Source organism: Paraburkholderia podalyriae, from assembly GCF_014397785.1.
GTDB lineage: Bacteria > Pseudomonadota > Gammaproteobacteria > Burkholderiales > Burkholderiaceae > Paraburkholderia > Paraburkholderia podalyriae.
The window spans coordinates 76,111-95,618 of the sequence record NZ_VZQQ01000002.1 but is presented as its reverse complement, the minus strand read 5'-3'; the positions used below and the strand labels follow the sequence as shown (position 1 = coordinate 95,618).

At 62.3% G+C, this 19,508-nt stretch carries 17 protein-coding genes and 1 pseudogene; 11 read left to right on the top strand and 7 right to left on the bottom strand.

The features are described 5' to 3' along the window. Nucleotides 1-349: 349 nt before the first annotated feature. Together F6X42_RS02715 and F6X42_RS02710 are read right to left on the bottom strand one after the other, a co-directional pair. Entirely contained in the window at nt 350-1,987 is a 1,638-nt protein-coding gene (locus F6X42_RS02715) for an MFS transporter (RefSeq protein WP_376776305.1), read from the bottom strand. A gap of 61 nt (nt 1,988-2,048) precedes the next feature. Then, the gene (locus F6X42_RS02710) at nt 2,049-3,461 is read right to left on the bottom strand and encodes a DHA2 family efflux MFS transporter permease subunit (RefSeq protein ID WP_187632731.1); all 1,413 of its coding nucleotides are present in this window, start codon (nt 3,459-3,461) and stop codon (nt 2,049-2,051) included. Between the two features lie 528 nt (nt 3,462-3,989). On the opposite strand from F6X42_RS02710, the gene F6X42_RS02705 reads away from it, so the two are divergent. From F6X42_RS02705 to F6X42_RS02685, 6 genes and pseudogenes are all read left to right on the top strand, one after another. Then, complete coding sequence (locus F6X42_RS02705) at nt 3,990-4,556, top strand: molybdopterin cofactor-binding domain-containing protein (RefSeq protein ID WP_246529926.1); 567 nt, start codon at nt 3,990-3,992, stop codon at nt 4,554-4,556. Then, nucleotides 4,556-4,678, top strand: a complete 123-nt coding sequence (locus tag F6X42_RS45235) for a hypothetical protein (protein ID WP_281393921.1) — start codon at nt 4,556-4,558, stop codon at nt 4,676-4,678. Before F6X42_RS02705 ends, F6X42_RS45235 begins: the two co-directional genes overlap by 1 nt. Nucleotides 4,679-4,692: 14 nt before the next feature. Continuing rightward, nucleotides 4,693-5,574: an NAD(P)-dependent oxidoreductase gene (locus F6X42_RS02700; protein WP_187632730.1), complete on the top strand. Its 882-nt coding sequence runs from the start codon at nt 4,693-4,695 to the stop codon at nt 5,572-5,574. 63 nt (nt 5,575-5,637) lie between these two features. Further along, nucleotides 5,638-5,781 (top strand): annotated as a pseudogene (locus F6X42_RS02695) (SRPBCC domain-containing protein); the annotation flags it as partial. Between the two features lie 28 nt (nt 5,782-5,809). Beyond that, entirely contained in the window at nt 5,810-6,121 is a 312-nt protein-coding gene (locus tag F6X42_RS02690; protein ID WP_187632729.1) for an NIPSNAP family protein, read from the top strand. Between the two features lie 85 nt (nt 6,122-6,206). Then, a complete protein-coding gene (locus tag F6X42_RS02685) occupies nt 6,207-7,085 on the top strand; it encodes an SDR family NAD(P)-dependent oxidoreductase (protein ID WP_312892410.1) in 879 nt (292 codons plus the stop codon). A 290-nt stretch (nt 7,086-7,375) separates the two neighbouring features. Here F6X42_RS02685 and F6X42_RS02680 read toward each other — a convergent pair whose 3' ends face one another. The 4 genes from F6X42_RS02680 to F6X42_RS02665 all read right to left on the bottom strand — a co-directional run bounded on the left by F6X42_RS02680 (nt 7,376) and on the right by F6X42_RS02665 (nt 14,095). Further along, nucleotides 7,376-8,845, bottom strand: coding sequence for an efflux transporter outer membrane subunit (locus F6X42_RS02680; RefSeq protein ID WP_187632727.1), 1,470 nt, complete (start codon nt 8,843-8,845; stop codon nt 7,376-7,378). Then, on the bottom strand, nt 8,838-10,025 hold the full coding sequence (locus F6X42_RS02675; RefSeq protein ID WP_187632726.1) for an efflux RND transporter periplasmic adaptor subunit: 1,188 nt from the start codon (nt 10,023-10,025) through the stop codon (nt 8,838-8,840). Before F6X42_RS02675 ends, F6X42_RS02680 begins: the two co-directional genes overlap by 8 nt. Further along, nucleotides 10,015-13,206, bottom strand: coding sequence for an efflux RND transporter permease subunit (locus tag F6X42_RS02670; protein WP_187632725.1), 3,192 nt, complete (start codon nt 13,204-13,206; stop codon nt 10,015-10,017). Before F6X42_RS02670 ends, F6X42_RS02675 begins: the two co-directional genes overlap by 11 nt. A gap of 568 nt (nt 13,207-13,774) precedes the next feature. After that, on the bottom strand, nt 13,775-14,095 hold the full coding sequence (locus F6X42_RS02665) for a DUF4148 domain-containing protein (protein ID WP_187632724.1): 321 nt from the start codon (nt 14,093-14,095) through the stop codon (nt 13,775-13,777). Nucleotides 14,096-14,267: 172 nt separating this feature from the next. Here F6X42_RS02665 and F6X42_RS02660 point away from each other — a divergent pair, with 172 nt between their 5' ends. Beyond that, entirely contained in the window at nt 14,268-14,618 is a 351-nt protein-coding gene (locus tag F6X42_RS02660; protein ID WP_246529924.1) for a putative quinol monooxygenase, read from the top strand. 25 nt (nt 14,619-14,643) lie between these two features. Beyond that, nucleotides 14,644-15,435, top strand: a complete 792-nt coding sequence (locus F6X42_RS02655) for a TetR/AcrR family transcriptional regulator (RefSeq protein WP_246529923.1) — start codon at nt 14,644-14,646, stop codon at nt 15,433-15,435. A gap of 311 nt (nt 15,436-15,746) precedes the next feature. Here F6X42_RS02655 and F6X42_RS43760 read toward each other — a convergent pair whose 3' ends face one another. Next, complete coding sequence (locus tag F6X42_RS43760) at nt 15,747-16,025, bottom strand: hypothetical protein (RefSeq protein WP_246529952.1); 279 nt, start codon at nt 16,023-16,025, stop codon at nt 15,747-15,749. On the opposite strand from F6X42_RS43760, the gene F6X42_RS02650 reads away from it, so the two are divergent. From F6X42_RS02650 to F6X42_RS02640, 3 genes are all read left to right on the top strand, one after another. Then, entirely contained in the window at nt 15,912-17,495 is a 1,584-nt protein-coding gene (locus tag F6X42_RS02650) for a methyl-accepting chemotaxis protein (RefSeq protein WP_246529940.1), read from the top strand. The two genes, F6X42_RS43760 and F6X42_RS02650, sit on opposite strands and share 114 nt — an antisense overlap. 87 nt (nt 17,496-17,582) lie before the next feature. Continuing rightward, nucleotides 17,583-18,590 carry a low-specificity L-threonine aldolase gene (gene ltaE / locus F6X42_RS02645; protein ID WP_187632722.1) on the top strand — a complete coding sequence of 336 codons (1,008 nt, stop codon included), beginning with the start codon at nt 17,583-17,585 and terminating at the stop codon, nt 18,588-18,590. 98 nt (nt 18,591-18,688) lie between these two features. Beyond that, nucleotides 18,689-19,435, top strand: a complete 747-nt coding sequence (locus F6X42_RS02640) for a GntR family transcriptional regulator (protein ID WP_187632721.1) — start codon at nt 18,689-18,691, stop codon at nt 19,433-19,435. Nucleotides 19,436-19,508 lie beyond the last annotated feature (73 nt).

Genomic DNA, 19,508 nt, shown 5'->3' with positions numbered 1-19,508 from the left:
TCGGCGATAGATTGCGAAAGGCGGGACTGGGTCGTCACGTTCGCCCGCAAAGAATGTGTCGTGAACGTCCAAAAATTGGAAATCTGTCTTGCTAAAATTGACGGTAGAGCCAATTGTTCTAATGCGCTTGATCGGTAGAAATTCTCTTGTGATTTTGTGAATTTTTATTGCTGTGGAAGAATCCGTTGACTGAATTGACATGAATAAAGATTCAATGTCAAAGAGCCGGATCGGTAATGCGTCGGTCAGGATTCAGTCATCAGTCGTGGTTGAATCCTTACCTGTGGCTTCCTCCGTGGAAGCCTTCGCTGCGGAAACCCGCGTCTTCTCCAATGCAGCCGCGCGCGTCTCACCGGTCGGCGATCCCTTTGCCTCCGGAAAGCGCCGGGCTGGCATCGTCTGGGCTCGCCGCGGATGGTGTGCGGCCAAGGAACCCAAGCACCATGATCGCGGAGGCGAGCGTGATTGCCGCCAGCATATGGAGCAGTACCCGGAACGCGCCGTCGTACGCATGCACGAGTACAGGCTGCCCGAGTGCGGGCAGAAGCACCGCAGCATGTGCCAGATCGCCGGTGGCCACGCGCTGGGCGGCTTCTGTGACGGCATGAGCCGACGCGCCGGGAGATCGCGCGAGTGCGTCGGCTAGTCGCAAGCGTGTGAGCACCGCCAATATCGCGCTAGCCACCGCGAGGGTCATGCCTTCGCCCGCCACGCGAGTCGTGCTGAAGATACCCGTCGCCATGCCGGCACGTTCCTTTGGAACAACGCTGACGGACAAGCCGTCCATCAGTCCCCACGGCAGCCCCGCACCGACACCGATCACGAACAGCGGAATCCCAAGGACAGTGGCTGACGCATCAAGTCCGATACCACTGAACCAGAGCATGCCGATGGCCGCAATGACGAGGCCGATCGCCGAGATGACACCGGCCGACATCCAACGCGTGAGATGCGCAGCGGTGAGCGGCACGATCAGCATCGGCGCCGAAAGCGAAACCATCATCAAGCCCGCGCCGATCGCGGTATGTCCTTCGATGCCGATGAATCGCGTCGGCAAGACAAGCAGCAACGTGACATAGCAGAATGCGGTCGCAAGCGGGAGTACCTGCACACCGACGAAGCGCGGATAGCGAAACAACGACAGATCGAGCATGGGCCGGGTAACACGACCTTCGATCCAGACGAAGGCGATCGCCATGACCGCGGCACCCAAGAACAGTGAAACGATGAGGGGACTGCTCCAGCCGCTCTCCGGCCCTTGCAGCAGGCCGAAGGTGAACAGGGTCAGTGCCGCGGTAAAGCTGATGGCGCCAGGCCAATCGAGACCATTGGCGTGCGGATCATAGGATTCCCTCAGTTTTGGAACGCCGAGCGCAAAGCCCGTCAAGCCGATTGCCGCATCCGCCAGGAAGAACGAGCGCCAGCCGAATGTTTGCGTAAGAAACCCGGCGAGAAGCGGACCCAGCGCCAGGCCCACGCCGAAAGTCGTGCCGAGCATGCTGAACGCGCGAGCGCGGCCATGCCCGTCGAACTCCTGGGCAAGCGCTGCCGATGATCCGGCCAGCACCAACGCGGCCGCAATGCCCTGCAGCGCGCGCAGAAAGTCGACCCACACGAGGCTCGGCGCGGCCGAGATCCCGAGTGATGTCGCTGCAAAGAGCGCTACCCCGACGGCGAATACACGTTTTCGTCCGAGCAGATCCGCGAGCGCTCCGGCGACCATCAGACTGCTGCCGAAGCTCAGCATGAACGCGTTCAGGATCCAGTTGATTGCCACTGGACTGCCTCCCAACGCGGTGCCGATAGTCGGCGCCGACACCGCCGCACCGCCGAAATTCAGCGGCAGCACTAGTACCGCGATACAAACGCCCGCAAGGATCAGCGCCTGTTGCGAGGCGCTGCGAGCGACTGAGCTGTCCGCTACTGGCGCCGCGTGGGGCGAGGCGGCTTGTGAACTCGTAACTGGCGTACCCGGGTTATTCTGCACGGACTCTCTCTCTGTTTAATTTGGGCCAGTCGCCATTAACGCGCTCGATACAATTTCCGCACTACCGCGATGCGGCTCCCGTATGGCCGCTCACCTCGCAGCCGGCGTCCGGTTCGAGGCCGATAAAGTACAGCACGGAGATCAGTACCAGCACCGCGACAAGCAGAAACGCGACCCGGAAATCAGCAAGCGACAACTGTGCGTGGCCGCCATGTATCAGGACTGCAGCATGCAGCGCGATCGCACCGAATGCGATGCCGAGACCGATGGTCATCTGCTGGACCATGCTGAAAAACGTGCTCGCCGAACTCATCCGCGCCGGCGGCACGTCCGCGAATGCGAGCGTGTTGATGCTGGTGAACTGCATCGATCGGCATAGCCCGCCGACCAGCAGCACCAGCATGATCAGCGCGCGCGGCGTGTCCGGCGAGAGCAGGGCGCACAGCGCGATGGTGGCGGCAGTGAGCAGGCCATTGACGATCATTACCTTGCGAAAACCAAAGCGCTTGAGGATGGGCGTGGTGACGGTCTTCATGGCCAGATTGCCGGCCGCGTAAGCGAGCACCAGCAAACCGGCGGCGAACGCGTTCAGCCCGAAACCGAGTTGGAATAACAGCGGCAACAGGAAGGGCGAAACGCTGACCGAGACGACATACAACGAACCGCCATCGAGGGTTGCGCGAAAGGTCGGGATTCGCCACGGCGCGAGATCGATCAGCGGATGTTCGGCACGCCGGAAATGCCGTACCGCGAAGGCTGCGGCGAGCACGCCACCGGTCAGCGCCGCGGCCGCGATGTGCCAGTCGCCATGCAGTTGCCCGACGAGTTCCATGCCGTACATGAGGCAGGTTAGCGCGACTCCGCTAAGCACGAATCCGGGCACATCGAACGGACGACGGCTGGATTCGCGGTGGTTCGGAATGAACGTGGCGGTCAGCGCCAGGCCCAGCAGGCCGATCGGTACGTTCAGCAGAAAGATCCAGCGCCAGCTGAAATAGGTCGAGATAAAGCCGCCCAACGCTGGACCCAGCACCGGTGCGGCCAACCCGGGCCAGGTAATGTAGGCGATCGAGCGCATCAGGTGACGCTTGTCCGTGCTGCGCAGCACGGCGAGCCGGCCGACCGGCACCATCATTGCACCGCCGAGTCCCTGCAGGATCCGCGCGACCGTGAATTCGACGAGACCGTTGCTGAGCCCGCAAAGTATCGACGCGCCGGTGAACACGACGATGGCGCTACCGAACACGGAGCGTTGCCCAAAGCGATCCGCCACCCAGCCGCTGATCGGGATGAAAACCGCGAGCGCGAGCAGATAGGCGGTCATGCCGATACTCAGCCTCACTGACGTGACGCCGAACGTGGCGGCAATGTGGGGCAGCGCTGTCGCAATCACCGTAGCGTCCAGGTTCTCCATGAAATAGGCACTGGCGACGATCAACGCGATGATGACCGATTGACGGCTTGACAAGGACATGAGCGGAGAACCGAAACGGGTTGAGTGAAAGACCCGCAAACGCCCTGGCGCGGGGAGTGCCAATGCCGGCAGTCATAGATGAGGCGCTCGCTTCGCGATGGCACTGAGATAGTGCACGGCTAAAACCGGGAGCATGGCGACACCGGTTCATGCCGGCGGACGATGTACTCTATCAAACCGTAAGTCGTCATGTGAAGACATATTTGAAAAAACAACAAAACATCATAGTGGCTCCTTCGTATACACGGCCTGCGCATTAGACCGACCATGATCCTCTTAATTGGAAATGTAGTCGTCAATTGACGAGTTAATTTGTCGGCGATATCCTCGTTTCCGAGGCCATGGCTGAAGCGGTAGCTATCCCGCCGGGTGAACAGCGCCGCGCACGCGGCTGGAGCGAATCATGAGCAGCGTCAAGCGAATCGGCAATGGCCGTCGTCGAGTGCCTCGGTTATCGGCGGGCGGGGGCTGTCGCGGGTTGCCTGTCATCGCCCGGAATCGCAGCCCGAGTGCGCACGCGCAACGCGCATGAAACCCACCGCATTTTCGTATCACCGGCCGAGCACGCTTGACGACGCGCTGTCGCTTCTTGCTCTTCACGGTTTTGACGCCAAGCTGATCGCCGGAGGACAAAGCCTCGCGCCGATGATGAATATGCGCTTCGCGCAACCGGCCCGCCGTGCGTATCTGGATCCCACCGCGTTGCCGCAAGGTTTGACGCCGGGCCTCGAATTTCACCTGACTTACGATCCGCCGGCCATGACTTATTCGAATGCGGCTCATGGATGCGAGATCGAGGTGGACGTCTTGACCGGCGCAATCCGCATCGCGCGTTACGTCATCGCCGAAGACTGCGGCACGCTGCTCAATCCCACCGTGGTGGAAGGGCAGCAGCATGGCGCCGTGGCGATGGGACTGTCGGGCGCGCTGTTCGAGCATATGCGTTACGACGACTCAGGACAGAACGTGACCGGATCACTCGCCGACTATCTGATCGCCACTTCGACTGAATTGCCCAACTCGAGATCATCCCGCTGCGTACGCCTGACAAGTCGACGGCGGCCGGCATCAAGGGGATGGCCGAAGGCGGGGTGATGGGAGCGATCGGCGCATTGACCAACGCGGTCAACGACGCGCTTGCGCCATTTGGCGTCGTTGCCGGCCGTCATCCACTGACTCCCATGCTATTGCGCGACTTGCTGCGCGACAAACTCTGAACGGACCAACCATCATGAATCAATCTACAGGCAAACCCGCGATTGGCTTTATCGGCCTTGGCATCATGGGTTTCTCGATGGCCTCGCGGCTCGCCGCCGCCGGCTATCCGCTGCATGTCTATAACCGTACGCGTGCGAAGGCTGAGCCGCTCATCGAAGCCGGCGCGAACTGGCAAGCGACCCCGCGGGCGCTCGCCGAAGTATCGGACGTCGTGTTCACGATTGTCGGCACACCCGAGGACGTCCGCGCACTCTATCTCGACGACGACGGTCTGATCGCGCATGCGCGGCGCGATGCGGTGCTGGTCGACATGACGACGTCGAGTCCAAAACTGGCCGAAGAGTTGGCCGCGCACGCCGCTCAGCGCGGGGTGCACATGCTGGATGCGCCGGTATCGGGCGGCGACATCGGTGCGCGCGAAGGGCGCCTGTCGATCATGGTCGGCGGCGCAAGCGCTGTGCTCGCACGCGTGGAACCGATGTTGCGCTGCCTCGGCACCAACATCGTCCTGCAAGGCGGCCCGGGTGCGGGTCAGCACACGAAGCTGTGCAATCAGATCGTCATTGCGTCGACGATGATGGGCGTGTGCGAAGGGCTCGCCTATGCGCACAGCGCCGGGCTGGATGCCGATACCGTATTGAGCGCGATTGGCGGGGGCGCGGCGGGTGGATTCCAGCTGAACAACCTGGGGCCGCGCATTGCCAACGGCGATTTTGCACCCGGTTTCTTCATCGAGCATTTCATCAAGGACATGCGGATTGCGCACGAGGAAGCAGGAAGCATGGGACGTGAATTGCCGGGTCTGGAACTGGTGCGCGTGATGTATCACGAGATGGCCGAGCGGGGCTACGCGCGCAACGGTACGCAGGCGCTGTTCAAACTCTACGAGCGCTGAGCGGCGGCGATGAAACTGACAGATCGAACCATCCTGCCCGTGCCCCCTTAAGCCGCATGGCGTGCATTGAACGACCCCGTCGTACTCGAAGCATGTCTGCCCGGCTGCAAAGCGCTGAAGAGGCTCGACGACCTGCATTTCGAATCGACCGTGCAGATTCGCGTCGGCCCGATGTCGGCGACGCGTTCTGACGGCGCCGTGCTGTGACAGAGTACCGATCGAAACAGAGGGAATCATGCTGGTAGAAATGCGTACGTATCAGATAACGGCAGGAAAGGCAGGCGAGTTCCTGGACATCTACGAGCGCGAAGGGCTCGGCATCATCAGTCAGTACGCCCGCCTCAAGGGTTGCTGGACGAAGGACTCAGGCACGTTGAACTCGATCGTGTTCTGCTGGGGCTACGAGGACTACGCACATCGGGCCGCGCAGCGCGCGAAACTCGCAGCCGATCCACGCTGGCAAGCTTTCACGCCGCACGTCCTGCCGTATCTCGTCCATCAGGAATCGGTGTTTCTGTCGCCAGTGCCGTTTTGCCCAATGGACTGAGGTGAGTGACGAATTTCCCGGCCGCGCGACCTGTCGAGCACGTGCGGTTTGGCGGTCCGCTTGTGAGGTGGCGGGCTGACTTTTTATGACGAATCAGAAAGGACTATCGATGACACACTTTACTTTCACTCCCGGAGCCGTCGCTGTCGTGACAGGCGGCGCTGCCGGCATTGGACTCGCTGCTGCGAAGCGGTTCGCGCAGCTTGGGCTTCGCGTGTGCATTGCGGATCTGGGTGAGGACCGCCTTGCGCACGCGAAGCAGGCGATTGCCAGTGTGGCTGCTGAAGGCGCGAACGATGTACTGGCCGTCGAGACGGACGTCAGCCGCCTTGAAGACCTGGTCCGCCTCGAAGCAGCGGTTCGGGATCGCTTCGGCGGCACGGATATCCTCATGAACAATGCGGGGATTCAACCAGGTAGCGCCATGTTCGGGGGGGCCGCTAGCTGGGAGCGGGTGCTCGACGTCAATCTGTGGGGTGTCATCCGTGGCACTCAGACCTTCGTGCCCGCGATGATCGCGCGCGCACGCCCGGGCCTCGTCATTAACACCGGTTCGAAGCAGGGCATCACGACGCCGCCCGGCGACCCGGCTTATAACGTCTCCAAGGCCGGCCTGAAGGCGTTTACCGAAGCACTGCAGCACGAGTTGCGCAATACGCCAGGCTGCCGGATCAGCGCGCATTTGCTGATCCCAGGCTTTGTGTTCACGGAGCTTGCCGCTCGAAGTCGTACCGAGAAGCCGGCCGCCGCCTGGACGCCCGAGCAGACTGTCGATTTCATGCTTGAGCGACTGGATGCGGGCGATTTCTACATTCTGTGCCCCGACAACGATGTGCCTCGCTCCCTCGACGAGCGACGCATCCTTTGGGCTGCGGGAGACATTGTGGAGAATCGCCCGGCGCTGTCGCGCTGGCATCCGGATTACGCGCAGGCGTTCGCAGCGTATATCCGGAAGAACGACTGACGGCCGCCCCGGCGAAAGAGAGATCGTCGCCGGCGACATCGCCAATCCGAACGGCCTTTGTTTCTCGCCGGATGAAAGCCGCCTCTATCTTGTCGAGTCCGGATCCGCGCCAACCCGCATCCGGGTGTACGACGACGAAAAGGCGGCCGGTACGCGCTCTCTGGGCCGGCGGGAAACGCCGCTGAAGCACCAGCGTCGCTTTCTGCCGTGCGTCGTCACGCGGGACGAGAAATTTACGGGAACAGCGTGCGCAACGGGGTCACCCTCCCGGTTGCGCCTTGTGCAGGCCTTCAATTTGCGCCGTGTGCCATCGTTGTCGCGACCAGTGCCGGCGTGGCAGCCACTTGGGCGAGTTCATCGCTCGACCATCCGCCGCCCAGTGCATGCAGCAGTTGCACGTTGGCACTTAGCTGGCGTGTCTGGATATCGAGCACGCTGCGCCGTGCTTCGAGTGCGACGGTCTGCGCCTGCACGACATCGAGATAACCTACAGTGCCTTGGCGATATTGGCGCAGCGCCAGATCTACCGAGTATTGCGCGGCATTCGCGGCATCCTTTTGCTCGCCAAGCGCGGTGCCGAGATACGACAGCAGCGAAAGGTTGTCCTCGACCTGCTGGAATGCCGACAGAACCACGCTGCGGTAGCGGTCTCCGGCTTCCTCGGTTGCCGCCTTCGCGGCGTCGAGCTGCGCACGACGGTAACCGCCGTCGAATACGTATTGCACGAGCTGCGGGCCAATCGCCCAGAACAGATTGGGCGCGCTAACCAGTCCAGCATAGGCGGCGCTTTGCACACCACCCTGTAAGCTCAGCGTGATGTCCGGGAAATAGGCCGCGCGCGCGACACCAATCTTTGCGTTGGCCTCGGCAACCCGGCGTTCCGCTGCTGCGACGTCGGGGCGACGTTGCAGCAGCGTCGAGGGCAGGCCGGTCGGAATCTCCGGTAACGCGATGGCGGCAGTCTGCTGCGGCAGGCTGAATTCGGACGCGGACGTGCCCACCAACACGGCAATCGCGTGTTCGATGAGCGCTCGTTGCGCGAGATTCTGCGACAACTGGGACTTCGCCGACGACAATTGCGTTTGAGCCCGCGAAACGTCGAGGCCCGCCACGATGCCGCTGTCATGCAGCGTCTGCGTGAGTTGCAGCGCTTTCGCATACGCCATGACCGTCTCGTTCAGCAGCTCGGTCTGCTGGTCGAGGCCCCGCAAACCGATGTAATTGTCCGCGAGTGCCACTTGCAGGCTGAGTTTCACGGAAGCCAGATCGGCTTTGGTCGCCTGAGCCTCATCCTTGCCGGCCACCAGGGAGTCACGCACGCGGCCCCACAGGTCGAGGTCGTAATTGACTTCGGCGCCGAGCGTGACGGAGTTGTAGTCGTTCGGGCCGCCCACGCGCAACGGCCGGTTGTCGGACTGGCGAACGCGCTGCGGCACCGCGCTTGCGCTGATGGTCGGATACAGTCCCGACGCGACCTGCGCGACGAAAGCCTGCGCTTGCGCATAGTGCGCGTAGGCGGCGTGCAGATCGGTGTTGTTGGCCAGCAGACGCGCTTCGAGATCATCGAGTTGCGCGTCGCCATATATTTTCCACCAGCCATTACGGTCTATCCGGTCGGCAGGCTGAGCGGCGGTCCAGGGACCAACGGTTTTGTATTGCGCCGCTATCGGCACCGAAGGCACCTGATATTGCGGCGCGAGCGAGCAGGCGGAGAGCGCCAGGACGCCCGTTAAAAGCGCGACCCGTCCAGGCTTAACCATGTGCGGCCGCCTTCCTGTCGGTGGCCGGCGCAACCTGCACGCTGTCGCCGTCGGCGAGTCCGTCGGGCGGCGTATCGATCACGCGATCGCTGGCGGCGAGTCCCGAGCCGATCTCCACCGAGTCGCCCAGATCGCGGTCGATCTTCACCTGCTTGAACAGCACGTGACCGTTCGCACCGAGCGTGGCGACCACGACGCCGCGGCTATCGAACACGAGCGCGCTAGCCGGCACCCGAAGTGAATCGGCCGACGCGGGCAACGTGAATTTCAGGCTGGCGAAACCGCCAGGCAGCAGCTTGCCGTTGGCATTGTCGACCAGCAATTGCACGAGCGTCGTTCCCGAACTCGAATTGACGGAGTCTGCCGCTGCAATCACGCGCGCGGTGAACTGCTGGTCGGCGTACTCGGGAACGGTCAGGATCGCGGTCGTGCCATCGTGGATCGCCGGAGCGTAGTTTTGCGGTACCTGAACATAAACACGCAACTGCTTGACCTCGGAGACCGCGAACAGCTCCTGGCCGACGCCGCCGCTACCGGCGTTCACCAGCGCGCCAACGTCGGTGTCGCGCGCGGTCACCACGCCGTCGAACGGCGCGACGATCCGCGCGAAGGCCTTCGTCGCGACGAGGCGATCGACGTTGGCCTTCGCGGCTGCCACGATCGCCTCCTTCGCGGTGTAATCAGCCGTGCGTTGGTCGACGTCCTGCTGGGCGACGGAATCGGTGCCTCTTAGCGCCTCCCAGCGCTTCGCCGTCGTACCCGCTACGACGGCATTCGCCTGCGCACTCTGCAGATCGGCGCGTGCCTGAAGGAGCTGCTGATCAAGCTCGGGTGTTTCGATTTCGGCGAGCACCTGACCCGCCTTGACCGGCGCGCCAATATCGACGTTCCATGATTTCAGGTAGCCGCTGACCTGCGCGAAAATCGGCGCCCGTGTAAACGCTTCGAGCCGGCCGGGCAGTTGCAGTGAAGGGCCGTTGGGATCGCGCATGGGCTGGATCAGATTGACTGTCGGTACGGCCTGAGCCTCCGTCCAGGTTTTCAGCTTGCGGGCGTCGACGGCTCGTAGCGCGACACCGCCAACGACGATGCCTAAGGCGATCAGCAGGCCGATCACGCCCGCGATCCGGAGCGGACGGCGCGGCGGCGTGTGAGTGGGAAAAGTGGATTCAGACGACATAGGCAGGACCTTCCGGGGCGGATGCTGGGGTCGCCGCGCGCCCGGGGCGCGCGTGAACGATACAGAAGATGACGGGGACCAGGAACAGCGAAGCCGTGGTGGCAAACATCAAACCGCCGATCACGGCGCGGCCGAGCGGCGCGTTTTGCTCACCGCCTTCGCCGAGGGCGAGCGCCATCGGCGCCATGCCGATGATCATGGATAGCGCGGTCATGAGCACCGGGCGAAAGCGCGTAAAGCCCGCTTCGAGTGCCGCCTTGAACGGATCGCCATGGACGGCAAGACGTTCGCGGCAGAAGCTGACGACCAGAATCGAATTGGCGGTCGCCACCCCCATGCACATGATCGCGCCAGTGAGTGCGGGTACGGAGAGCGTCGTGTGCGTCGCGAACAGCATCCAGACGATGCCCGCCAACGCCGCCGGCAATGCGCTCACAATCACGAACGGATCGGCCCACGACTGGAAATTGACGACGATCAGCAGATAGATCAGCACCACTGCGCCAAGCAGGCCGAACAACATGCCGGCAAAGGCGCTGTTCATCGTCTGCACCTGACCCAGCAGCGCGACGCTCGAGCCCTTCGGCAAGGTGCTGGCGTTCTGGTGCATGATGCGCTGGATATCGGCCGACACCGCGCCGAGATCGCGGTCCTGGGTGGTCGCGAAGATCTCGACCATGGGCTGGATGTTGTATTGGCTGACGACTTCGTTGCTGGTGGAGCGCTCGACCGTTGCCAGACCGCCGAGGATCTGGGCGGTGCCTCCGCCGCTGGCGGTGATCGGCAGATTTTGCAATGCTGCCAGTGAATCGAGACTGTATTGCGGCGTTTGCATCACGATCGGATACGACACGCCGTTCGCATTGTTCAGCCAGTACGTGGGCGCCACCTGGCTCGAACCCGCGAGGTTCACCACCATGCTGTTGGTCACGTCGCGCTCGGTGATGCCGAGCAACTGTGCACGCGTGCGGTCGACATCGACGTTGAAGGTGGGATTGCCGTGCGACTGCGCGATTCGTGCATCGACCACGCCGGGCACGTCGCGGACCGCGCGCAGCAGACGGTCTGCATACGCGTAGTTGGCGTTCAGGTTGTTGCCGCGGATCTGCAGGTCGATCGGCGCCGGCGAGCCGAAGTTAAGGATCTGGCCGATGATATCCGCCGGTGGGAAAGAGAACGTGACCCCCGGGAATTCCCGCGGCAATCTTTCACGCATCATGCGGACATACCCGTCGGTCGGACGATGCCCTTCGTTCAGCGCAATCTGGATGTCGCCGTCCTGCGAACCGACCGTCCCGGTGTTGTTGTACGCGGTATTGATGCCGCTGACCGGCAGACCCATATTGTCGACCACCGTGCCGAGGTCGGACGGCGGGATGATCCGGCGGATCGCGCCTTCGACATTCGCGAATATCTGCGCGGTCTTTTCGACGCGCACCCCGACTGGTGCGCGCACATGCATCAGGATCTGCCCGGCATCGACCGCCGGGAAGAAGTCGCGGCCGAGCAAGGGCGCGAGGGCGAACGAGAGCGCGACGAAGCCGAGGAAGCAACTGACGAACGGACGCCGATGGTTCAGCGCGAGTTCGAGTAACCCGCGATACACGCCACGCACCTTTTCAAAGCGCGCTTCGAAGCCGCGCTGGAAGCGTCCGAACGGACCCGGACGCCGCGCCTCATCGGCATGGCCACCCCGCGCATGCGGTTTCAGCAGGTATTTGGCCATTGTCGGCACGAGGGTTCTCGACAGGATGAACGACGAGATCATCGCGAAAATGACGGCCTCCGCCATCGGCACGAACAGGAAGCGCGCCACGCCGTTCAGGAAGAACATCGGCACGAACACGATGCAGATGCACAGCAGGGAAACGAACGCGGGCGTGACGATCTGCGCGGCGCCATCGAGGATAGCGGTCTCCACCTCCTTGCCGTGCTCGAGGTGCCAGTTGATGTTCTCGATCGTCACGGTCGCATCGTCGACAAGAATCCCCACCGCTAACGCGAGACCGCCGAGCGTCATGATGTTCAAGGTTTCGCCTAATGCGGAGAGCGTGGCGATCGAGCCGAGGATGGCCAGTGGGATCGAGGTTGCGATGATGATCGTCGAACGCCAGCTGCCGAGGAACAGCAGAATCATCAGGCTGGTGAGCACGGCCGCGATCACGCCTTCACGTGCCACACCGGTGATGGCTGCGCGCACGAAGATCGACTGGTCGCCGATCGGTTCGACATTCAGGTTATCGGGCCACGACGCCTTCCCGTTGGCGATTTGCTGTTTGATGCCGGAGATGATCCCGAGCGTCGAAACCGAGCCGTTCTTGAGTACCGACATCAGCACCGAGCGCCGGCCGTTCACATGGACGATATTGGTTTGCGGCGGACTGCCGTCGCGAACATTCGCAATGTCACGAATAGTGACCGTCGTGCCATTGGCGGCCTTGACCGGTAGATCGCCCAGGGCCTTGATCTCCGAGGGCGCATTGTTCAGTTGCAGCGTGTATTCGTAGTCGCCGATCTTTTCCGTGCCGACCGGCGTGATCAGGTTCTGACCCGCCAGCGCATTGGCGACGTCCTGCGCAGATAAACCGCGCGCCTGCAGTGCCGCAGGATCAATGTCGATCTGCACCTGGCGCGTCTTGCCGCCGAACGGGTAGGGAACCGACGCACCGGCGACAGTCGTGAGCATGGGACGCACCGCATTCAGACCGAGGTCGCCCAGCCTCTGCTCGGACAGTCCCTTGCCCGATAGCGCCAACTGGATGATTGGCACGGTCGACGCGTTGTAATTGAGGATCAGCGGCGGCGTAGTGCCCGCGGGCAACTGCCGCAACTGAGTTTGCGCGACCGCGGTCACTTGCGCGTTCGCCGTGCTGATATTCACGCCCGGCTGGAAGAAGATCTTGACGATCCCGAAACCAGCGACCGATTCTGCCTCGATGTGTTCGACATCGTTCACGGTGGTAGTCAGCGTGCGTTCGAACGGCGACGTGATCCGGCCGACCATCTGGTCGGGCGGCAGCCCCGTGTATTGCCACACCACGCTGATTACCGGGATTCTGATATCGGGGAAAATGTCGGTGGGCGTCTTCATCGCCGACAGTGGCCCGATGATGAGAATGAAGATTGCCAGAACGACGAAAGTGTAGGGTCGTCGGAGCGCGATACGAACTAGACCGAGCATGAAAATTCCAGGGCTTGGGGGAAACGCAAGAGCATCTTGCAAAGATCTGGCGCAAGAAGATGTTCGCAACGAGGATGATTGCTTTGTGACCTATGTCGGGTGTTCCCAAACGCAACCAAAGTGCGAATGTACACAACGCTCTGGATTCCTGCAGACGGAGAAATAGCATCCCGGCAACGTTTGAATGCCAGGCGAGTCAATTTCTTTCTGCCTGCGCATATCGGGAAAACCTTGTCGATGCTGGATGGAATGGTGCTCGGCAAGATTCAGACGGAGGCGAACTAGCGTAATTTCCAGCGAAGACTAAAGCGTTAGAGATTTTTATTACCAATTGTTTGAGAGGCCATCAAGGGTCCTCGTCACGAATGACATGCGAAGGTGTGAAGATGAATGCTGACAGCGTGCCTTCAAAGCGTTGAGCCGCGGCAACGCGGGGTTCAAATCGGGCTTCGCCAGGGCCGTGACAAAACAGACGAGCGCGGTGCGTCCAACGACCGGCGGCAGCCGTTGCGCAAGTCACGCGATGCGGCCCCGGACCCGGGGCCGGATTCAGTGCAGATCGACACCATCAGTGACCAAAGTAGATCGAGTGAGTCCCTGTGGTCGTCGAGGGCGCACCCGACTGCGAGGAGCCGTTCATCGACACTCCGCCGACCGCCGTGCTGCTCGGCGTCGTGGCATCCTGCGCATGAATACGTGCCTCCGCAGCCTGAACATCGGTGGGATAGTGCAAATCCTTGAGGCCCGGGCGATACCCCGCCTGTTCCATTTGCACCAGGTCGGCGCGCACTTCGGCACGCGTCAGCGGGGCAGTGGAGTCCTGTGCAAAAGAGACCGCGGGGACGACGAGTGCGTTGGCAACCAACGCTGCATAGATCAGAGTCTTCATGGTGAATTACCTGTAAAGTTAAATATAGTCAGCTTCACACGCGATGAACGGAGCCTCGGGTGTCGCCGCGCCACCGCTGCAAGGGGGAGTAAACCTGTATTGTCCGCAGATGGCGTGACGCGAGGCTGACCTCTGCATTACGCCGCTGTCATGTTCAGATAGGCAGGAGCGCATGCGGCGATCGGCGCCAAAACAGGAAAGGAGAAATACCCAGATGATCCATGTCATTGCCACAATCACCGCCCAGCCCGGTCAACGCGAAGCCGTGTTGGCACTTTTCAACCAGAACCGTCCAGCGGTGTTGGCCGAAGAGGGGTGCATCAGCTACGAGGCCGTCATCGACGTACCGGAGTTCGGGACGCCTCAGACACCGCTCGGCAAAGATACGTTCGCTGTCATCGAGCGCTGGCAGAGCGCTGAAGCGTTGAGGGCGCATGGGGCCTCGACGCATATGGCCGAATATGGACGCAATACGCGCCCGTTGCTCGTGAGCCGCGTCATCAACGTGCTTCAGGCTTGCTAAAGAGAGCGTTCCTGGCGGCCCGCCATTGGCAGCGGGACTGCCGCCCACGCCCGGGTGTATACTTTTATCAAAACGTAAATCGTCATTTGATGACATCAGCGATAATCCGACAGCGCAGGGAGTTATGAAGAACAAAGGGACTATCGAGAAGCCGAACCGTGGAACCGGCGCCGAGCGCGTCGCGCTCAAGCGGCCGATGAAAAAAGCGCCGCAGCGTTTGCCGCGCGCGGAGCGTCAGGCGCGCGTGCTGGAGAAGGCCGCGGAGTATTTCGCGGAGCATGGTCTGGGCGCGCAGACCCGCGCCATCGCGGAAGCCTGCGGCGTGTCGCAACGCTTGTTATATAGCCTGTTCCCGAGCAAGGCCGCTTTGATTGACGAAGTCTACAAGCGGGAAGTCGTCGGAATCTTCGACGCAATCTGGTTTGTTCAGTTGCAAGACCGAAGTGTGCCGATTGAAAGCCGACTCAACCGCTTTTATCGAGAATACTATGACACACTCCTGACGCGCCGCTGGCTGAGGCTTTTCCTTTACTCGTCGCTCGAGGGCCTGCACACGGCGCCGGCCTATACGAACGCGATCGTCAGCCATGCGCTCGAAATCATCGTCACTGAGACCGCGCATGAACTGGGTCTACGCATGCCTGTCGACCCGGCCCAACTGGGCGAAGTGGGTTGGCTGTTGCATGGCGCCGTGTCTCATCTGGCGATTCGCCGCCGCATCTATTCGAACGAAAACAGCACGCCCGCCGAAGCGGTGATTGCCATGCACGTGCGCGCCTTCCTGACGAGCCTGCCGAGCCTGCTGCCTGCGCTATAACGCATTGCGAGTCGGCGCAGGGCGGTTCGCCGGTGTTATCGCTGCGACCGTCTGCGTCGTCTTCAGCGCAAATCGTCAAGCGACGATATAATCCTGAGAAATTGGGCGTATTGCCGCGCAGGCGCTCTAGGGTTGCTCATTGTGTCCGCGCCGTCTCCCGTTCGAGCTGTGTTTGGCTTGCGCATGGCGGCTGCGTCATAACTGTTCGCAATCGTCGCCATGAGGCAAACCAATTTCCCGAACGGCCTGCGCCTCGGCACAATGCCATCGCGCATCCTGGTGGCGTTTCGGTCGATATGTCAGGCCGCGAGTCATTGCGCGCTGTCCGCGGCCGCCGTCTTTGAAACAGCCGAGACACGCGCAACAAATAATGCATCTCTGACGAAAAAGGTGAATCCATGAGGACTACGGCGGGTTTGCGTGTCCACACCCAGTTGGTTGCCGGCTTCGGCATTGTCCTCGTCGCTCTCGTTGCGCTGACGGTCATCGCCATCACGCGCGTCGAGTCGGTGCGGCAACGACTCGATCAGATCATCGACGTGAACGGCGTCAAAGAACGGTACGCCATCAACTTTCGCGGTAGCGTCCATGACCGGTCAATCGCCGTGCGCGATGTCACTCTCGTATCGCATGATGAGCTGCCGGCCGTCGTCGCGCATATCCGGCAACTCGCGGCGGATTATGACGAGGCGGCAAAGCCGCTTGCCGCCGTCTACGCGCAGCGCACCGACATCAGCCCAGCCGAGCGCGTTATCTATTCGCGCGTGATCGATGCGGGCAACAAGGCCACGCCGTTTATCGACGAGGTGATTGCACGGCAAACCTCCGGCGACACCGAAGGGGCGCGCACCCTGCTGCTCCAGCAAGCGCGCCCCGCGCTGGTCGAGTGGCTCGCGGCAATCAACCAGTTGATCGACTTTCAGGAAGTGCTGAACCGGCAGGGCGGTGCCGAAGCACGTCAGATAAGCGTCGATTTCCGCTGGATGATGCTTGCGCTAACCGGACTTGCGTGCGTGATCGGTGTTGGCGTTGCGGTGCTTGTCGTGCGCAACATCGGCCGCTCGCTCGGCGCGGAGCCGCGTGAGCTGATCGCGTTCGCCGATGCGATCCGGCGCGGCGATCTTTCCCAGCGCGCCGGGTTGCGCACCGGCGATACGGGTAGCGTGATGGCGACTGTGGTGCGGATGAGAGAAGCGCTCGCGGACATCGTGGGACAGGTGCGCGTTGGCGCCGATGCAGTCGCCGGCATGAGCCACGCGATTGCCGCCGGCAATGCCGATCTTGGCGCGCGCACCGAGCTCCAGGCCAGCGCGCTCGAGCAGGCCACCGGCGCGCTCAAGGAGTTCGATGCTAGCGTGGCCACCAACACGGCGAACGCGGGACACGCGGACGAGCTTGCCAGGCACGCCTCGGAAACGGCTGGGCAAGGCGGCATGGCGGTCGGCCGGGTGGTGGAGACGATGCATGGGATAAGAGCGTCGTCGGCGCGCATCGCGGAGATCATCTCGGTCATCGACGGGATCGCGTTCCAGACCAACATCCTCGCGCTGAATGCGGCGGTCGAGGCCGCGCGTGCCGGTAGCCAGGGACGCGGTTTTGCCGTGGTGGCCGGCGAGGTCAGGCTGCTCGCGCAACGTAGCGCAGAAGCGGCGAAGGAGGTCCGGCAACTGATCGTGGCGAGCGACGCTCGCGTGAAAGACGGCGCCACCCAGGTCGATGACGCGGGCTCGACCATCTCCGCGGTCGTTGATTCGTCGGCGCGCGTCACGGGCATCATGAGCGAAATCCACGACGCGTGTCAGCAACAGACGCTTCATATCGGCGAAGTCCGGGAGATGATCGCGAGCCTGGAGCATGGCACGCAACAGAATGTTGCGCTGGTCCAGCAATCGGGTGCTGCCGCGGACGCTTTGAACAGGCAAGCGCAGACTCTGCTTGGCGCGGTCAATCTCTTTTCCGTCGACGTCGAACGCGATCCGGAGCTGAAATCGGCGGGCCCACAGCAGCGCGATGCAACTGCGCGCAACCCGGCGCTTTCGCTCACCAGCAGCTACTCGTGAGCGCAGGGCTGCATAGCACGATTTTCAATTCAATCCAGGTCGTCCGCGCTGCAGGCGCGATGCGCCCGCCACTCTGAGGAGCAGCACATGATCGATTTGCGCAGCGATACCGTGACCCGTCCGGACCAGCCGATGCTCGCCGCGATGTCAACCGCCGAGCTGGGCGACGATGTGTGGGGCGACGATCCGACTGTCCTGCGTCTGCAGGCCGTGCTCGCCGAACGCGCCGGCAAGGAAGCCGGCCTGTTCTTTCCGACTGGAACGCAATGCAATCTTGCGGCCTTGATGGCGCATTGCGCGCGTGGCGACGAATACATCGTCGGCCAACTGGCGCACACCTATAAATACGAAGGCGGCGGCGCGGCGGTGCTCGGCAGCATTCAGCCGCAGCCGCTGGAAAATGCCGTGGACGGCACCTTGCCGCTCGATAAGGTTGCGGCCGCCATCAAGCCGATCGATGATCATTTCGCACGCACGCGTCTGTTCGCGCTAGAGAACACGATTGGAGGCAAAGTGCTGCCCGCGGACTATGTGGCGCGTGCGGTTGAATTGGTTCGTCAGCGCGGGCTTGCGACGCACCTCGACGGGGCACGCGTGTTCAACGCCGCGGTGGCTTCGGGCCAATCGCTGGCGGCGCTGTGCGCGCCCTTCGATTCGGTGTCGATCTGCTTCTCCAAAGGACTGGGCGCGCCGGTCGGCTCGGTGCTGCTCGGCAGCCAGGCGCTGATCGGCGCCGCGCATCGCTGGCGCAAAGTGCTCGGCGGCGGCATGCGGCAATCGGGCGTGCTGGCGGCGGCGTGTCTGTACGCGCTGGATCACAACGTCGAGCGGCTCGCGGACGATCACGCCAACGCCCAGCTTCTTGCCGACGGTCTCGCGCAGATCGATCAGGTGACGGTGCAGTCACACGCGACCAACATGGTGTTCGCGCAGTTTCCGCAGGAACATTGCGCTCCGCTCGAAGCGTGGCTCAAGGAACGGGGCATTCTCACGCAGATGCTGTACGCGTCGCGTTTTGCGACACATAAGGACGTCTCGCGCGCGGACATCGATACATTTCTGTCGGCTGTAAAGGCGTATTTCGCTCGAGGCTGATGTCCGCGCGATGCCGGTTTTTTCATTGCGTGTTGACACGGCGCGTTGGGGTCGGACAATAATCTCAGCCCCGACACTAGCCAACTCAGGTTCCAAGCGTGAACGACATCACCGGCATTTCCCCTTCGCGGGCTGATCATGTCTATGTCAGCGTACGCGAGGATATCTTCGATATGCGCCTGCTGCCCGGCGACCGCGTGACCGAAGGCAGCATCGCCGAGCGCTTCGGCGTGTCCCGCACGCCCGCGCGCGAGGCCTTGCAGCGCCTGCAGAGCGACGGCCTGATGCGCGGTTATGTGCGCGGCGGCTGGGAAGTCGTGCCGGTCGATTTCAAGCGCTTCGAAGACCTCTACGAAATGCGCAAGCTGATCGAAACCTTTGCGGTCGCGAAGCTTGCGGGTGCCGAAGGAGAGCTCTGCGAACGCGTCGCACGAACGCTCGGTCAGCTCGAACAAATCTGGAAGATTCCACCTGCTCAGCGTCGGCGTGACGGCCGCGAGATGGTCGCGCTCGACGAAGCATTTCATCACGCCCTCGTGCAGGCGGCCGATAACGCCGAGCTGGCCAATGCGATGCAGCGCGTCACCGATCGCATCCGGGTCGTGCGGCGGCTCGATCTCGTGTATGGCGACTGCATCGACGAAACCTACGACGAACATGTGGCGATCCTCGATGCGATCCGTGGTCGCGAAACGGATCGTAGCGTTGCGTTGATCGCACGCCATATCGAGGGTAGCCGCGCTGAAGTGCGCACCTTGACGGAGGAGCGCCTGCAACGCGCACGCACTGCAATGGGGCCGAATGCGATCCCTTATGCACCACCCAGGTTGCGCGGCACCAAGTAGCGGCATCGCCGTGAGCACCGAGTCGCGCAAAACCCTGCTCTGGCGCGCATGAACCGTCGGCTCGCGTGCTGGC

Coding starts and splice junctions, on each gene's coding strand:
- F6X42_RS02710 (WP_187632731.1), bottom strand. CDS start 3,461: ATGTCCTTGTCAAGCCGTCAATCGGTCATCATCGCGTTGATCGTCGCC.
- F6X42_RS02705 (WP_246529926.1), top strand. CDS start 3,990: ATGAAACCCACCGCATTTTCGTATCACCGGCCGAGCACGCTTGACGAC.
- F6X42_RS45235 (WP_281393921.1), top strand. CDS start 4,556: ATGGGAGCGATCGGCGCATTGACCAACGCGGTCAACGACGCGCTTGCG.
- F6X42_RS02700 (WP_187632730.1), top strand. CDS start 4,693: ATGAATCAATCTACAGGCAAACCCGCGATTGGCTTTATCGGCCTTGGC.
- F6X42_RS02690 (WP_187632729.1), top strand. CDS start 5,810: ATGCTGGTAGAAATGCGTACGTATCAGATAACGGCAGGAAAGGCAGGC.
- F6X42_RS02685 (WP_312892410.1), top strand. CDS start 6,207: ATGACGAATCAGAAAGGACTATCGATGACACACTTTACTTTCACTCCC.
- F6X42_RS02680 (WP_187632727.1), bottom strand. CDS start 8,845: ATGGTTAAGCCTGGACGGGTCGCGCTTTTAACGGGCGTCCTGGCGCTC.
- F6X42_RS02675 (WP_187632726.1), bottom strand. CDS start 10,025: ATGTCGTCTGAATCCACTTTTCCCACTCACACGCCGCCGCGCCGTCCG.
- F6X42_RS02670 (WP_187632725.1), bottom strand. CDS start 13,206: ATGCTCGGTCTAGTTCGTATCGCGCTCCGACGACCCTACACTTTCGTC.
- F6X42_RS02665 (WP_187632724.1), bottom strand. CDS start 14,095: ATGAAGACTCTGATCTATGCAGCGTTGGTTGCCAACGCACTCGTCGTC.
- F6X42_RS02660 (WP_246529924.1), top strand. CDS start 14,268: ATGCGGCGATCGGCGCCAAAACAGGAAAGGAGAAATACCCAGATGATC.
- F6X42_RS43760 (WP_246529952.1), bottom strand. CDS start 16,025: ATGGACGCTACCGCGAAAGTTGATGGCGTACCGTTCTTTGACGCCGTT.
- ltaE (WP_187632722.1), top strand. CDS start 17,583: ATGATCGATTTGCGCAGCGATACCGTGACCCGTCCGGACCAGCCGATG.